This window comes from Actinomyces sp. HMT897 (assembly GCF_016626125.1).
GTDB lineage: Bacteria > Actinomycetota > Actinomycetes > Actinomycetales > Actinomycetaceae > Actinomyces.
This window is the reverse complement of record NZ_CP067336.1, coordinates 954,495-969,105: the sequence shown is the minus strand read 5'-3', so window position 1 is coordinate 969,105 and position 14,611 is coordinate 954,495. Positions and strand designations below refer to the sequence as shown.

Below are 14,611 nucleotides of genomic sequence, written 5' to 3'. Positions count from 1 at the left end.
GGGCGCCTCGAGCGGCTCAGGCGTACCGGTCCACAATCGATATCTCAGCCAGGCGGGAGAGGCCGTCACGCAGGATCCGGGCGCTGCGGGGCGTCATGCCGTCCACCGCCACCAGCTCCTCCACGGTGGCGCCCAGGACCCCCTGGAGGGAGTTCCAGTGCGAGGTGACCTGGCGTGCCATGACAATCGGCAGGCGCGGTATCTTGGAGAGTATCCGCAGGCCCCGCGGCGAGACGGAGGTCTCCAGCTCCTGGCCGTCGGGGCCGCCCAGGCCCATGGAGCGTGCCACCATGGCCAGGTCCAGGAGGGCCGGGGAGCCGACCCACTTCAGGCGTGCGTCCACCGTGGTGGCGTCCAGGCCCGTGGGCAGGTAGTCCTCCATGAGGTAGTCGCGCTGGGCCATGAGGCCGCGGGTGAGCTCCTCGAGCTGGAGGGCCACCAGGCGTCCGTCCGTGCCCAGCTCCACAATGTAGCCGTCAATGTCGCTGGTGATACGACGCACCATCTCCAGGAGCTGGAGCACGACAGTGACGTCACGCACAGTGACCAGGTCCTCGATCTCCAGGGCGTCCAGGCCCGAGGAGGTCTGCGCCAGGCGTGAGGTGTAGCGCTCCAGGGCGGCCAGGGCCTGGTTGGCCCGCGCCAGGATGGACTCGCTGGGCTCCAGCACGTGGCGTCTGCCGTCCACGTAGAGGGAGACGATCCGCATGGACTGGCTCACCGAGATGACCGGGAACCCGGTCTGCTTGGCCACGCGCTCGGCCGTGCGGTGGCGCATCCCCGCCTCGGCGGTCTCAATGGTGGCGTCGGGCAGGAGCTGGACGTTGGCGCGCACGATCCGGCTCGCGGCCTGGTCCACCACCACGGCGCCGTCCATCTTGGACAGCTCACGCAGGCGGGCGGCGGATATCTCCACGTCCAGGTGGAAGCCGCCCGAGGAGATGGACTCCACGGTCCTGTTCATGCCCATGACGATAATGGCGCCGGTGCGCCCACGCAGAATGCGCTCCAGGCCGTCGCGCAGGACCGTGCCCGGGGCGACGAGGGCGAGGGTGTCGCGCAGGACGGTGTCGCTCATAGGACTCCATTGGGGCTGCTGGCCAACAGGGGACACGACCCATCGTAGTGGTGTCGCGGCGGGGTGGGGACACTCGTGGTGCGCGACACGGTCCTCACCCCTGCGGCAGGGCCGCGCCGACGGCCTCACCCACGTGCTCCACCGGCAGGACCTGCATCCCCGGGACCGCGCGCAGCTCCTGGCTGCCGGCCAGGGGCACGATCGCCCGGTCAAAGCCCAGGCGCGCGGCCTCCGCCAGGCGCCGCTGCACCCCGACCGTGGCCCGCACCTCCCCGGTCAGCCCCACCTCCCCCACCGCCACCAGCCCCGCCGGGGTGGGCAGGTCGCGGGCGGCGGAGACCACCGCCACGGCCACCGCCAGGTCCGTGGCCGGCTCCACGGCGCGCGCCCCGCCCACGGTGGAGACGTAGACGTCCGTACTGGAGGTGTCCACCCTCAGCCTCGCCGCCAGGACCGCCAGGGCCATGGCGACCCGGGAGTGGTCCACCCCGGAGGTGGTGCGCCGTGGTGAGCCCGCGTTCGTCCCCGCCACCAGGGCCTGGACCTCCACGGGCATGGGGCGGCGTCCCTCCAGGGTCACGGTGGCGCAGGTGCCGGGCACCTCGGAACGGGCGGCCGACAGGAACAGCCCCGAGGGGTCCGCCAGCCCCACAATGCCCCGTTCCCCCAGGTCGAAGCAGCCCACCTCGTCAGTGGGGCCGTAGCGGTTCTTCACCGCCCGCAGCAGGCGCAGGCGGGCGTGGCGGTCTCCCTCGAACTGGGTGACCACGTCCACCAGGTGCTCCAGGACACGCGGCCCGGCGATCCCGCCGTCCTTGGTCACGTGCCCCACCAGGAGCACGGGGATCCCCCGCTCCTTGGCCACGGCGATAAGGGCCCCCGCCACGGCCCGCACCTGGGTGACGCCCCCGGCGCTGCCCTCGACCTGGGTCGAGGCAATGGTCTGGACGGAGTCCACCACGACCAGGGAGGGGGAGGACGCCTCCACGTGTCCCAGGAGCGCCTCCAGGGTGGTCTCGGAGGCCAGGAGGAGAGCCGGGTCCAGGGCGTCGATCCGCTCGGCGCGCAGCCGCACCTGGGAGGCCGACTCCTCCCCGGTGACGTAGAGGACCGGGCCGTCCCCGCGCGAGCGGGACACGGCGGCCGCCTTCGCGGCGACGTCGAGCAGGAGCGTGGACTTGCCCACCCCGGGCTCCCCGGCCAGGAGGACGACGGCTCCGGGCACGATCCCGCCCCCCAGGACCCGGTCGAGCTCACCGACCCCGGTAGGGCGGGCCCGGGCCTCCTCGGCACTGACCTGTCCAATGGGCAGGGCCGGGGTGGCCGGGGTGGTGGCACGGGTCAGTGCGGGGGCCCCGACGCCGCCCGGGGCGGCCCCGGGGCGCTGCTCCTCCAGGGTCCCCCAGGCGCGGCACTCGCGGCACTGTCCCAGCCACTTGGGGCTGGTCCAGCCGCACTCGGTGCAGCGGTAGCTGGTCCTGGGAGGTCGGGTGGCCTTGGCGCTGGGCATGGGCCCACCATCTCACGGAGGACCGACGCCCCACCCCGCCCTCCCCGCCCTTCCGCGAGAACGGTACTTATTCGCCGTGAGAACGGTACTTGTTTGTCGTGAGAACGGTACTTATTGCTCGTGAGGACGGAGTGTGCCCGGCAGGCTCCTGGGGCTGCCCGGTCTGCGCAACGGTCCTGTCCTGGCGGGTGTGAGGAGCTCGGTGTGCGGGCAGCTGGCGGCTGCTGTCGGGAGAGTCCTGTCCTGGCGGGCGTGAGGAGCTCCCCGGGCGGCCTCGGCGCGTGAGGTATCTGTCCTGTCCTGGTGGCGTGAGGGCCTCGACGGCCCCTCACCGGGCCGGAGGGTGACTGGGACCCCGTCCCCCGGACGTGAGAGTCTCTTAGCCAGCCTGACCGTAGGGGGGCTGCTGGCCGTAGCCCGTGGTCCCGGTCTGGCCGCCGGTCTGCGGGGTCTGGCCGTAGGCGCCAGCCTGGCCGTAGCCGGTGGCGGTCGTGCCCTGCGCGCCGTAGGCGGTCTGCTGGCCGTAACCAGCCTGCGGGGGAGTGCCCTGCGCGCCGTAGGGTCCTACCGCACCGTAGGGGGCCGCGGCGTCGTAGGTCCCCGTCGCGCCGTAGGGTCCCGCCTGGGCGACGGGCTGGGGCCGCTTGCTGGCGGGGACCAGGTTCGGGAAGTTCCTGGCCAGGACGTTGTCGAGCTTCTGGCCGACCACGAACAGGAGGATCCCGGGTAGCGCCAGGAGCCAGACCGGGATCCTCCGGACCGAGGAGTGGTTGCTGATCCACAGGAAGAGGGCGATACCCAGGCCGACCCCCACCAGGACCACGGCAATGACGACCGGGATGTACAGGTACGTGTGGAGGTCGTCGTCATCGACCTTCTTGGCTGCGGGGGCGGGAGTCCCCTGGGGCGGTACACCAGGGGTGGGCTGGGAGGAGTTGCCCCAGGCGGGCGGTTGCGAGCTCATGTACTGCCTTGTCTGCTTCTCGTAGGAGTGGATGAGGACGGCGGACGCCCGTCTGGACTGGCTCCGACCAGCCCAAGCATGCACACCAGGTAGCAGGTTGTCACCTGAGCGTGACCAAGGTAATCGCCGACGGGGGCGGCATAGGCGTGGAGCGGCACAGGTGCGAGGCCGCCGGGGATCGGGGCGACGGCGCGCCCTGACCCCCGTGGGCCAGGACCGCTACCCGCTCCCCGGCGGCCCCGCCACGCACTCTTAGGCCCGGCCCGCGCGGATCAGGGGCGTCCGCGAGCGCGCCGAGCTGCTGGCCGCCACCTCAGGCCTGGCCCGCACGGGCCAGGGCGCGGGCCGCCACCCGGGCCACGTTCTCCCCGGTGAAGCCGTACTCCTTGAACAGGACGGCACCGGCGGCGGAGGAGCCGTAGTGGTCCAGGGAGACAATGTCCCCCGAGTCCCGCACGACCTCCCGCCAGCCCTGGGCGATACCGGCCTCCACTGAGACGGTCACGACCTGAGGCGGCAGGACCTGGTCCTGGTAGTCGGCGTCCTGGGCGCGGAACCACTCCAGGCAGGGGGCGGAGACCACGCGGGTGGGGGTGCCGGTCTCCTGGAGGCGGTTGCGCGCCTCCAGGGCCACGGCCACCTCGCTGCCGGTGGCGACGAGGACGACGGCGGGGGGCGTCACGGCGCCGGAGAGGGTGACCGCCTCGGCCAGGACGTAGGCGCCCCGGCCCACGCCCTGGCGGGCCTGGGCGGCGGCGGAGACCACGGGCAGGTTCTGGCGCGACAGCGCCAGGGCGACGGGCTCCCGGGGGTGCTCCAGGATCCGCCTCCAGGCCGCCACCGTCTCGTTGGCGTCAGCGGGCCGCACCACGGCCAGGCCGGGGATGGCGCGCAGGGAGGCCAGGTGCTCCACGGGCTGGTGGGTGGGGCCGTCCTCGCCCACCCCAATGGAGTCGTGGGTGAGCACGAACACGGAACCCACCCCCATGAGCGCGGCCAGGCGCACCGCCGGGCGCATGTAGTCCACGAACACCATGAAGGTCCCGCAGTAGGGGCGGGTCAGGCCGTCCAGGGCGATCCCGTTGACGATCGACCCCATGGCGTGCTCGCGCACCCCGAAGTGGAGGGTGCGCCCGTAGGGGCCGTCGCCCTTGCCCCGGGCCAGGGAGGCGGGCAGGAAGGAGGGCTCGCCGGCCATGGTGGTGTGGTTGGAGGCGCCCAGGTCGGCTGAGCCGCCCCACAGCTCGGGCAGGACCGGTGCCAGGGCGTCCAGGACCCGGCCTGAGGCGGTCCGGGTGGCCACCGACTGGTCCAGGTCCCAGGCGGGCAGGACGTCGGACCAGCCCTCGGGCAGGGCCTGGGCGCGCAGCCGCTCAAGGAGGGCGGCCCGCTCGGGGAAGGCGGCTTGCCAGGTGGCGAAGCGCGCGTCCCAGTCGGCGCGGGCCGCGGCGGCGCGGGCCGCGGCGTGGGCGCGGGTGCGCTCCAGCAGCCCGTCGGGCACGAAGAAGCTCTCGGCGGGGTCCAGGCCCAGGACCTCCTTGAGGCCGGCCACCTCGGCGGCACCGAGCTTGGCGCCGTGGGTGGCCTCCGAGCCCTTCAGGGTGGGGCAGGGCCAGGCGATAATGGTGTGCAGGCGGATGAGGGAGGGGCGGGTGGTCTCGGCCCGGGCGGCCGCCAGGGCGGCGTGGAGGGCCTGGTAGTCCTCGTGGTAGGTGCCCCCGGCCCGCCAGTCCACGTCGATCACGTGCCACCCGTAGGCCTCGAAGCGTGCGCTGACGTCCTCGGTGAAGGAGGTGTCGGTGCTGCCCTCGATGGAGATGTCGTTGTCGTCGTAGATGGCGATGAGGCTGCCCAGCTCCTGGGTGCCGGCCAGGGAGGCGGCCTCGGCGGTGACCCCCTCCTGGAGGCAGCCGTCGCCTACGAGCGTGTAGACGTAGTGGTCGAACACCGACTCCCCCGGGGCGGCGTCGGGGTCCAGGACGCCGTGCTCGCGGCGTGCGGCCATGGCCATGCCCACCGCGTTGGACAGCCCGGCCCCCAGCGGCCCGGTGGTGGTCTCCACGCCCGGGGTGACCCCGCGCTCGGGGTGGCCCGGGGTCAGGGAGCCCAGCGTGCGCAGGGCCCGCAGGTCGCTGACCTCCAGGCCGTAGCCGGAGAGCACCATCTGCGTGTACATGAACAAGGAGGCGTGACCGGCCGAGAGCACGAACCGGTCACGCCCCAGCCACTGCGGGTCGGCCGGGTCGTGGCGCATCTCGTACTGGTAGAGGAGGTAGGCCACGCCGGCCAAGGCGATCGCTGTCCCTGGATGACCTGAACCGGCCCTCTCGACGGCGTCAGCGGACAGGGCCCTGGCGACGGCGATCGCCTGGTCGTCGTTTTCAGTGAGCGCAAACTGCTCGGTGGTCATGCGTCAGGCTCCTTGAGTGGTGGACGTGTGTGAGGGGCCGATGGCGGGCGGTGCCTCGGTTCTCAGCACTGGTATCCTCTCGCGTGGCCTGAGGGGCGGGCAAACGCAGACGGTTACGAGTTCTTAGACTTTAAGGTAAGGCTGACCGGTTGCCTGTGCTCCTGGCACGGTGCCCGGCCTTGTGTACCGGTGTATTAGTGCACCCGACCGTGATGGTTTTCTGTGCCCGGCACCGGTGCGCCGGTTGCCGGGGAGGCGGCCTCACAGCCAGCCGTTGGTCTCGGCGGTACGGGCCGCCTCGGTACGGTTGCGGGCCTGGGTCTTGGCGATTGCGCTGGAGAGGTAGTTGCGCACGGTCCCCTCCCCCAGGAAGAGCGTGGCGGCGATGGTGCGGGCGTCCGCTCCTCTCCCGGCCAGGCGCAGGACGTCCTTCTCGCGTGCGGACAGCGGGTCGGGCCCCAGGATCACCAGCTCCTGGGCCAGGGTGGGGTCGATGACGCGCCCCCCGGCGTGGATGCGGCGGATGGCCTCGGCCAGCTCCTCGGGCGGGGTGTCCTTGACCAGGAACCCGCTGGCCCCGGCCTCCATGGCGCGCGAGAGGTAGCCGGGCCGCCCGAAGGTGGTGACAATGAGGACCCGGCAGCCCAGGTTCGCGGCGCTGAGCTCTGCGGTGGTGGTGAGCCCGTCCTTGCCGGGCATGTCAATGTCCAGGAGGGCCACGTCCACGTCGTGGGCCCGTACCGCTGCCACCACCTCGTTCCCGCTGCCCACCTGGGCCACCACCTCCAGGTCGTCCTCCAGGTCCAGGAGCGTGGCCAGGGCGCCTCGTACCAGGGCCTGGTCGTCGGCAATGAGCAGGCGGATGGGGGCCTGCGGGGCGCTGCCGGGCGCCGTGGTCGGGTTCGCAGCTGGTGGTGGGGTCATGACGGGCTCCGTTCGGTCTGTGCGGGCAGGGGTGTCCGCCGTGAGGACCGGCTGACGCCGGCGGCCGGGGTCCGGGTGCGGGCGGGCGTCCGGGGCAGGCGAGGCGGTGCGTGTCGGCTCGGTCTGTGCAGGCGGGGCAGGGCTATTGGCTGGCTGGCCGGGGCGGGCGTCCGGCTGACCAGGTGTCTGGCTGGGACCGGGGCGTCCGGCTGGCCAGGACGGTGCCAGCTGGCCGGGGCCCGGCCTGTGCGGGCGGGCGTCCAGCCGGCCGGGGGACGCCGGCGCCTCAGGGCAGTCTCACCTCCACCAGGGTGCCACGTCCGGTGCCCGGGTCGGGGCTGGTCACGCTCAGGGAGCCCTCGACCGCCTCGACGCGCTGGCGCAGGCCGCTCAGGCCGTTGCCGGGGACCGCCCCGCCCAGGCCGACGCCGTCGTCGGCCACCCGCAGCAGCCCCGGCGCCAGGGTGATCCGCACGTGCCCGGCCCCGGCGTGGCGCACCACGTTGGTGGTGGTCTCCCGTAGCGCCCAGGCCAGGGTGTCGCGCTGTCCGGAGGGGACCGCTTGGGGGTCGCCCTCCAGGGACACGGTGACCTCTGCGGCCCGCAGGGCCGTGCGGGAGGCCTCGACCTGGCTGGCCAGGTCCGGGGTGCGCAGGCGGGTGACGGTGGCGCGCACGTCGGCCAGGGAGGAGCGGGCCAGGGAGATGATCTCGTCGAGCTCGCGGACGGCCGCCTCCGGGTCCCGCCCCACGAGCCGACGGGCCACCTGGGCCTTGAGGGTCAGCACCGTCAGGGAGTGGCCCAGGATGTCGTGCACGTCCCGGCCGATCCTCTCGCGCTGGCGCACCACGTTGAGCTCCTCCTCCGCGGCCAGGCGTCGGCGGCTGCGCTCGTCACCTATCCTGGCGAAGATGATCGTGGGGGTGGCGCAGGCGCTGCCCAGGATGGTCCACATGGCCTCGGCGGTGGGGGTGAGCATGAGGGCGGCCCAGAGCGCGCAGGCGTTGGCGGCCACGACGACCGGCAGGCCGGTACGCGCCGGCGTGGTGAACAGGATGAAGGCGTACAGGAACGGCAGGTAGTAGCCCGTGGCCCAGCCCAGTCCCGGGAGGGACAGGGCGGTCGTCAGGGCCATGGGGACCAGTCCGGGCAGGAGCGGCGCCAGCTGCTCGGACAGGCTGGCGTCAGGGGGTACCGAGTGCCAGGGCGGTGAGGTGGAGATGGCCCAGGCGTAGACCGCGGCGAAGCTGGTGACGCCGACCAGCCCGCACGCCCTGCGGGAGGCTGACAGCCCGTCGGCCAGTACCACAATGCTGAAGGGGACCAGCAGGAAGAGGATCCACAAGGTGCTGGACCACTCGACCCGCCGCCACCACGGCCCCGGGGTGAGGGCCGCGTGGCTGCGCGGGTCCACGAGGCGGGTGCTCACGCCCGACGGGTGGAACGACGTCGGGCTGCCACCAGCAGGGCGGCAAATACCAGGGTCCACACCACCAGGTTAGCCACCACCACCCACAGGTGCTCCTGGGTGGCGTGGGTGTCGCCGCCGGAGTAGGTGTAGGTAGTGCCCTGGGTCAGGGGCCAGCGGGCCAGGGCACTCGCCCCGTACATGGGGGTGAGGCGTCCGACCGCCAGCAGGGTCCCGCTCAGGGGCATAAAGGCGTTGCCCAGGAACCCGAAGAGCGTCACCAGGGAGGTGGCGATGCCCACCGCGCTCTGGGGCGGCAGCAGGGAGCCCATGGCCAGGCCCCACAGGGCGAAGGGCACCGTGCCCAGCAGGGACAGCAGCAGGCCCAGGACCCAGCCCTGTGCGTCGAGCCGGACGGCGGTGAACGCCCCGGCGACCATGACCACCGCGATGGGGATGAGGGCGTTGAAGCTGGCCGTGGCCAGCTTGACGCCCCAGTAGCCGCGCAGGCCCGAGCGGGTCAGGGCCATCTGGCGGCCCCAGCCCCCGGAGAGCTCCACGGCGGTGGCGGAGGTGGAGGAGGTGGATCCCAGGCAGGCGGAGTAGGAGGCCATGGCCAGCATGACCGAGGCGGCGACGTTGCCGTGCTCGTTGACGTCCGTGTCCGCGTAGGACTGTATGGCTCCGAAGAGGAGGTACATGGCCAGAGGGAAGAGGACGACGAAGAACAGGTTGGCGGGGTTCAGCACGGTGCGGCGCACGTCAATGGCGAGGTAGCTCAGGGCGGGGCGGGCCGGGCGCAGGCGGGGCGTGGTGGTGGCGGTGGTCATGGGGGTGCTTCTCTCGAGAATCGTTGCCGGGTGGGGTGGGCTCAGGCCCTGGCGGGCGTGGTGGTCAGGGCGGTGAACACGTCGTCGAGGCTGGTGGCGCTGACCCCCAGGTTCTCGGCGGGCGTGGCGGTCAGCAGCCAGCGGGCGACGTCGTCGGGCGCGGTGGTGCGGATCTCCAGGTGCTCCCCGCGCACCGTCCGGCTCAGCAGCGAGGCGGCCAGGACCGGGACGCGCTCGGCGGCGGCCGCCCAGGCCCGGTCCAGGTCCTGGGGGGTCAGGCCGGGCCAGGAGGCGGTCACCAGGGCGCCCTCGCCCATGGCGCGGATCTGGTCCACGGAGCCGTCGGCGACCAGGCGCCCCGAGGCGATAATGACGATCCGGTCGGCGAAGGAGGACGCCTCCTCCAGGTAGTGGGTGGCGAAGACGATGGTGCGTCCGGAGTGGGACTGGGAGCGCATGGTGTCCCAGAAGGCGATCCGGCTGGTCACGTCCATGCCGGCGGTGGGCTCGTCCAGGACGAGCAGGGCGGGGGCGGTCATGAGGGCCAGGGCCAGGCGCAGGCGCTGGCGCTCCCCTCCCGAGCAGCGCTCGACCTGGCGCCGCAGGATACCGGCCAGGCCGGTCTGCCGTACCAGGTCGCCCAGGTCCCCGCGGTGGGACTGCATGGAGGCCGTGGCGCGCAGGGTCTCGGCCACGGTGAAGTTGTCCGTCAGGCCCCCGTCCTGGAGGACGGCGCCAATGCGGCCTTGGGCCACGGCCCGCCGGGGGGTCGAGCCCAGGACGCGCACGGTGCCGCTGGTGGGCTGGGTCAGGCCCAGGACCATGTCCAGGGTGGTGGACTTGCCCGCGCCGTTGGGACCCAGGAAGGCGACCACCTCACCGGGGCCGACGCTCAGGTCCAGGCCGTTCACCGCCTGCACGGCGCCGAAGGTCTTCCTCAGGTCTGACAGGGCGATGGCGGGGGTGGAGAAGGCGTGTGAGGTGGTGCTGCGGGGGGTGCCGGGTGAGGCGGTGGGTACGGTGCTGGTTGAGGGGGCGGGCGTGCTCATGGGTACCAGGTTCCGCCGTCCGGGGCGGCAGCGGTACTGAGCGTTGTCACGGGCGTGATATGACAGGTGTCATGAGGTAAAAGCGCTGGTGAGAAAGGTTTTCGGACCTCGACGGCGGGCGAGGTATCCATCACAAAGGCGTAACAACCGGGGATTTTTCAGAAGTCCCTGTGAGACACTGGAGAACAGTCTCTGCGAGGCGGGAACGGTTGTGCCGACTCCGCCCCAGGGGGTCCTGAACCTTAAGTCTGCGACCTGTGGAGGTCCTTGCCCATGTCTCCCGCTGTCTCCTCTAGCGGCTCTGACGTCCCCAGCGGCCTGAGGCGCCGCACTGTCGTTGCGGGCGCCGCCTGGGCTGTCCCCGTCATCGCGATCGGCGCCCCGGCCGCCGCGGCCGCCGCGTCCACCACACCCACCGGGGACATCTGCACCCTGACCTACTACGACGGGAACGACGACTACCAGAAGCTCGACATCTCCCTGGCGGCCACGGTCGACGGCGGCGTCATCCCCGCGGGGACGGTCCTGTACTGGCGCTTTAAGTCGAACAAGGAGAACACCACCAAGCCTGTCCTGATGGTCAGCAGCCAGTGGAAGGCCCCCGTCTGGGTCGAGGAGACGCCCATGAACTGGGTCGTCAAGATCGAGGCCGCCACCGACGTCACGCAGGTGGGCGGCTGCGACATCTACGCCTCCTGGAAGTCGGCGTCCAAGGACGCCGACGGCTACATGGTCGGCGGGTCCATGCTCTCCATCTACTTCTACGCCACCGACACGCCCGGGCCGGACTCGCAGTACTACAAGCTGCTGGACGTGACCGTGGCCGAGCGCCGTACGGACATGAAGACGGACGACCCGGATCTTGAGAGGTACGTGAGCAGCCACGTCTACCACACCTCCTCCAACATCGGGCGGCGCTGGCCCGTCATCCGGTGGACCACCGACGGCGTGGTGGCCCCGTACACGGACATGAGCAAGTGGCAGAACGCCACCGCCACGGCCGGCCGCAAGCACGACATCCTGCCCCAGCAGTTCGACGGGACCTACGCCGTGACGGTGCTCTGAGCCCTGGGCCCGTCGGCGCTGGCGGCGCCCTGGGCCCGTCGGCGCTGGCGGCGCCCTGGGCCCTGGCGCCCACGGTGCTCGGTCGGGCCGCTGACGGCGGTGGGTGCCACAGCTCCTGCTGTGGCACCCACTGCCGCCCTGTCCCCGGGGCCCTGCTCAACCACGGTCGTGGTCGAGGACGTCGCGAGACCTGGCTCCCGGGGTCCGGCCCGCACCACGACACCCGGCCGTGGGCCACCGTCACCATGCCTGGCTCTTGGGGCCCGCACTGCCGGGGCGGCGTACCCAGTCCTCTCTCAGCGGGGTGGGGCCCGGCCCGTGTCCTTCAGCGCCGCGGCTCGTAGCGGCGCAGCAGCAGCCAGGTCCCCAGCGGGCCCGCGGCCGCCAGCAGGGCGATGCCCAGGGCGGTACAGGCGGCCGCCCAGGGCGTGCCCCAGTGGGTGATGGCCTGCTCCATGCACAGGGACCCAAGGCTCAGGCCCACCAGGACCGCCACGGTGCCCACCCACCAGGGGTACCTCAGGAAGAGCAGGGTGACGCTTGCGCCCGCCAGGTAGCACAGCAGGACCGCTGGCGCGGCCAGCACGGCCAGCTGCGGGACCGTGGCGAGGTGGACCCCCGTGACCTGGTCCTTCAGCAGGACGTCGGGGATCGTCAGCAGCCCGCACACGGCCGTGGACGCCGCGCCGAGGAGTTCCCCGGTCCGGGTCAGGTGCGCCATGACCGCACCCCGCGTCAGCCCGGCGCGCAGTGACGCCGGCGTGCGGGTGGCCATGACGACCCCCTGGGTGAAGGCGAGGTAGGCCGCGCAGACGAAGGCGCACATGCAGTAGCCGCCAAAGACGAAGTTGGTGCCCGCCGGGACCCCGGGCAGCCTCGACGGCTCTGGGAGCAGCCCCGAGGACTGCATGACGAGCAGGACGGTCACGACCACGACGCCCCCCGCCTGGATCACGCCCTGGATGGGTGCCAGCTCGCGCAGCGCCAGGAGGGTGAGCCTCCACGTGGGCGAGGTGGTGCGGGTCTTGGCCTGCTCCTGGTCGGGACGGGGCTGGCGGGGCCGGGCGGCGTGGATGGCGGCGGTCATGACAGGTCTCCTTCGGTGATGTCGATGAGGGTCTCGCTCAGGGAGGCGAGCCCCTGCCCGGGACGGGAGTGGGCGGCACGCAGCTCGTCGGCGGTGCCTGCCGCGACCAGGCGGCCACGGTGTAGGACGACGACGTCCTCCAGGAGGTCCTCGATCTCGTCGACCTGGTGGGAGGAGATGACCACGGTGGGGCGCTCACGCAGGTACGTGGCCAGCAGCTCGTCCCAGAAGCGGCGTCGTACCACGACGTCCATGCCCAGGTGGATCTCGTCCAGGAGCAGCACGGGACAGTGGCAGGCCAGGGCCAGGACGGCGTCCAGGGCGCTGCGCTGGCCCAGGGACATGCGTGAGGGCCTGGTGCGCAGGGGGACCTCGAAGCGGTCCATGAGCCGGGCGGCCTCCTGGGCGTCCCAGCCGGGGCGGGTGGCGGCCCACAGGTCCAGGGAGCGGCGCACCGGGGAGTCCTCGATCAGGGTGCGGGGGCCGCCCAGGTGGGCGGTGGCGGCCATGGTGGTGGCGTCGTCGAAGGCGGGGCGCCCGGCCACGGTCAGGGTCCCGCTGGTGGGGCGACGCACCCCGGAGACCAGGGACAGCAGGGTGGTCTTGCCTGAGCCGTTGCGGCCCAGCAGGCCGGTGACGGTGCCGGGGCGCAGGGTGAGCGTGAGCCCGGTCAGGGCCGGCCCGCCGCCCCGCGCGTAGCGGTAGCCGAGGTCGGTCACGTCAATGGCCGGCCCGCCGGGAGCGGTCTCGCAGGAGGTCTCGGGGACGCTCTCAGGGGTGGGTGGCGCGGGGCGGTGGGTGCTCATCGGGTCTCCTTGGGGGTGCGGGTCCTCAGGTGGGTGGCGACGGCGTCGCCCAGCTCGGCGGGGCTCAGGCCGAGCGCGAGGCCGGTGTCGAGCGCGGGGTGCAGGACGTCGTCGGTGTAGGTGGTGCGCCGTGAGCGGCGCAGGCGCTCCAGGGCGCCCTGGGTCACGAACATGCCGATGCCGCGTCGCTTGACCACCAGGCCCTCGTCGACCAGGAGCGAGACGGCCTTGTTCGCGGTGGCCGGGTTGATGCGGTAGCGGGTGGCGTACTCGGTGGTGGAGGTCAGACGCGCCCCCTCAGCCAGCTCGCCACTGAGGATCTGGGTGCGGATCTCCTCGGCGATCTGGAGGTAGATAGGGGACGCGTCGTCAAAGTGGGGCAAGGGTGGGCACCTCCTCGAGGACTTCGTTGGTTAGTTACATGAGTAGTTAACCACGGAACCAGGGGTGTGGCAAGACGGACTCTGTGGGAGATCTCGCACCGGTGTCCCGGCGCCAGGTACCGCCGCCGCTGGCAGCCTGCGGGGGCGTTCTGGCAGAATCCTCTGCTGTACTCGGCTGAGTACGGCCCCTCTCCCGGACCCAGTCGCGTCTCGGCAACCACCGGAAACTGTTGCTTGACCCCACCGGGGACCAGTGCGAGCCAAACCATCCAGAACCAGGAGTTCAACCAAGTGGCAGTCAAGATTCGCCTCAAGCGCATGGGCAAGAAGTTCGCCCCGTTCTACCGGGTCGTCGTCCTCGACTCCCGTAAGCGCCGCGACGGCCGTGTGATCGAGGAGATCGGCCTGTACGACCCGATGCAGGAGCCCTCGCTCATCCGCATCAACTCCGAGCGCGCCCAGTACTGGCTCGGCGTGGGCGCCCAGCCCACCGACGCCGTGTTCAAGCTGCTCAAGATCACCGGCGACTACCAGAAGTTCAAGGGCCTGCCGGGGGCCGAGGGCACCCTGAAGGTCAAGGACGCCGACGCCGAGGCGGTGGCCACCCAGGCCGCCGTCAAGGCCGTCGCCGACGACGCCGAGAAGCGCAAGGCCGCGGCGGCCAAGGCCAAGGCCGAGAAGGAGGCCGCCCAGGCCTCGGCCGAGGCGCCCGCCGAGGAGGCCTGAGGATGCTGGCCGACGCGCTCGAGCACCTCGTGCGGGGGATCGTCGACAACCCTGACGACGTCACCGTCACCTCCCGCTCGCTGCGCCGCGGCGACCTGCTGGAGGTGCGGGTCAACCCCGAGGACCTGGGTCGTGTCATCGGCCGCTCGGGTCGCACCGCCCGCGCCCTGCGCACCGTCGTCGGCGCCCTGGCGGAGGCGCCGGTGCGGGTCGACGTCGTCGACACCGACCGCCGGTAGGTATCGCGTCAGCTGACGGACGGCCCGGCCCCGCTCAGGGGCCGGGCCGCCGCTGTCCCCGCCTCATCCCGTCCCCACCCCCTCCCACCGCGAGAACGGTACTTGTTTGTCGTGAGAACGGTACTTATTGCT

Annotated in this window: 14 protein-coding genes; 3 read left to right on the top strand and 11 right to left on the bottom strand. The window is 72.2% G+C overall.

The genetic code is table 11. The features are described 5' to 3' along the window. Positions 1–16 precede the first annotated feature (16 nt). The 8 genes from disA to JJJ15_RS03945 form a co-directional block, all read right to left on the bottom strand. Entirely contained in the window at positions 17–1,078 is a 1,062-nt protein-coding gene (disA, locus tag JJJ15_RS03980; protein WP_106109569.1) for a DNA integrity scanning diadenylate cyclase DisA, read from the bottom strand. A gap of 94 nt (positions 1,079–1,172) precedes the next feature. Further along, positions 1,173–2,588, bottom strand: a complete 1,416-nt coding sequence (gene radA / locus JJJ15_RS03975; RefSeq protein WP_200511521.1) for a DNA repair protein RadA — start codon at positions 2,586–2,588, stop codon at positions 1,173–1,175. Positions 2,589–2,967: 379 nt separating this feature from the next. Further along, positions 2,968–3,552 (bottom strand): hypothetical protein, encoded by a 585-nt coding sequence (locus tag JJJ15_RS03970; RefSeq protein WP_200511520.1) that lies wholly within the window; start codon positions 3,550–3,552, stop codon positions 2,968–2,970. A gap of 313 nt (positions 3,553–3,865) precedes the next feature. Beyond that, positions 3,866–5,962, bottom strand: a complete 2,097-nt coding sequence (tkt, locus tag JJJ15_RS03965) for a transketolase (RefSeq protein ID WP_200511519.1) — start codon at positions 5,960–5,962, stop codon at positions 3,866–3,868. Positions 5,963–6,223: 261 nt separating this feature from the next. Beyond that, the gene (locus JJJ15_RS03960) at positions 6,224–6,886 is read right to left on the bottom strand and encodes a response regulator transcription factor (protein ID WP_200511518.1); all 663 of its coding nucleotides are present in this window, start codon (positions 6,884–6,886) and stop codon (positions 6,224–6,226) included. Positions 6,887–7,172: 286 nt separating this feature from the next. Then, a complete protein-coding gene (locus JJJ15_RS03955) occupies positions 7,173–8,315 on the bottom strand; it encodes a sensor histidine kinase (protein ID WP_200511517.1) in 1,143 nt (380 codons plus the stop codon). After that, positions 8,312–9,124, bottom strand: a complete 813-nt coding sequence (locus JJJ15_RS03950) for a hypothetical protein (protein ID WP_200511516.1) — start codon at positions 9,122–9,124, stop codon at positions 8,312–8,314. The genes JJJ15_RS03955 and JJJ15_RS03950 overlap by 4 nt, the downstream gene beginning before the upstream one ends. Before the next feature lie 41 nt (positions 9,125–9,165). Then, positions 9,166–10,173, bottom strand: a complete 1,008-nt coding sequence (locus JJJ15_RS03945; protein WP_200511515.1) for an ABC transporter ATP-binding protein — start codon at positions 10,171–10,173, stop codon at positions 9,166–9,168. Between the two features lie 273 nt (positions 10,174–10,446). Between JJJ15_RS03945 and JJJ15_RS03940 the strand changes: the two genes are divergently transcribed. Next, on the top strand, positions 10,447–11,238 hold the full coding sequence (locus JJJ15_RS03940; protein WP_200511514.1) for a hypothetical protein: 792 nt from the start codon (positions 10,447–10,449) through the stop codon (positions 11,236–11,238). A gap of 325 nt (positions 11,239–11,563) precedes the next feature. Here the strand turns inward: JJJ15_RS03940 and JJJ15_RS03935 are convergent, their stop codons facing one another. From JJJ15_RS03935 to JJJ15_RS03925, 3 genes are read right to left on the bottom strand one after another with little or no spacing between them, the layout of a single operon-like run. Beyond that, a complete protein-coding gene (locus JJJ15_RS03935; RefSeq protein WP_106109561.1) occupies positions 11,564–12,325 on the bottom strand; it encodes a hypothetical protein in 762 nt (253 codons plus the stop codon). Next, positions 12,322–13,131 carry an ABC transporter ATP-binding protein gene (locus tag JJJ15_RS03930; RefSeq protein WP_200511513.1) on the bottom strand — a complete coding sequence of 270 codons (810 nt, stop codon included), beginning with the start codon at positions 13,129–13,131 and terminating at the stop codon, positions 12,322–12,324. Before JJJ15_RS03930 ends, JJJ15_RS03935 begins: the two co-directional genes overlap by 4 nt. Continuing rightward, complete coding sequence (locus tag JJJ15_RS03925; protein ID WP_200511512.1) at positions 13,128–13,514, bottom strand: GntR family transcriptional regulator; 387 nt, start codon at positions 13,512–13,514, stop codon at positions 13,128–13,130. The genes JJJ15_RS03930 and JJJ15_RS03925 overlap by 4 nt, the downstream gene beginning before the upstream one ends. A gap of 291 nt (positions 13,515–13,805) precedes the next feature. Between JJJ15_RS03925 and rpsP the strand changes: the two genes are divergently transcribed. Together rpsP and JJJ15_RS03915 are read left to right on the top strand one after the other, a co-directional pair. Next, entirely contained in the window at positions 13,806–14,240 is a 435-nt protein-coding gene (gene rpsP / locus JJJ15_RS03920; RefSeq protein ID WP_200511511.1) for a 30S ribosomal protein S16, read from the top strand. Positions 14,241–14,242: 2 nt separating this feature from the next. Then, positions 14,243–14,479, top strand: coding sequence for an RNA-binding protein (locus JJJ15_RS03915; RefSeq protein ID WP_106109557.1), 237 nt, complete (start codon positions 14,243–14,245; stop codon positions 14,477–14,479). The last annotated feature ends 132 nt before the right edge of the window (positions 14,480–14,611 follow it).